This window comes from Parachitinimonas caeni (assembly GCF_030129945.1).
Lineage (GTDB): Bacteria > Pseudomonadota > Gammaproteobacteria > Burkholderiales > Chitinimonadaceae > Parachitinimonas > Parachitinimonas caeni.
This window is the reverse complement of the sequence record NZ_JARRAF010000183.1, coordinates 1-463: the sequence shown is the minus strand read 5'-3', so window position 1 is coordinate 463 and position 463 is coordinate 1. Positions and strand designations below refer to the sequence as shown.

Here is a 463-nt window from a genome sequence, read left to right as displayed (position 1 = left end):
TGAGCCAGGCCGACTGGCACTGGCTGACGGCCGGCATTGACTGGCGGCGGGTCGATGCGCCACCGCCGGCGCATCTGCAGGTATAAATACTTCTCAAACCCAGGCGGGAAGCGGCCTCCGACGGGTGTGGCATGGTAAAATCCGGTCATGGATATCGCCGATGAACTCGCCCGTTTCAACCCTGACCCTGCCCTGGCGGAATGGGTGCTGGCGCAGCTGGCAGAGCAGGCGAAAGTCGCGCAGCAAGCCCAAGACCATGCCGATGAAGTGGCACAGCAACACCGCCTGCTGCAAGCCAAAGACCAGGAACTCCACGTCAAGAATCAGGAACTCCGTAACAAAGACCTGAAGATCCAGGCGCTGACGCTGGAGCTGGCGCATCACAGGCGGATCCGGTTTGGCGTCAAAAGCGAAGCCCTTGCCCCCGAGCAACGCGACCTGTTTGACGACACCTGTGCCGAGG

The 463-nt window shown here is 61.8% G+C and carries 1 protein-coding gene; it reads left to right on the top strand.

What is annotated here, in order from left to right; all coding sequences use genetic code 11:
- Nucleotides 1-147 precede the first annotated feature (147 nt).
- Nucleotides 148-463: IS66 family transposase (locus PZA18_RS24220; protein WP_456238584.1), on the top strand; the 316-nt coding region annotated here is incomplete at its 3' end.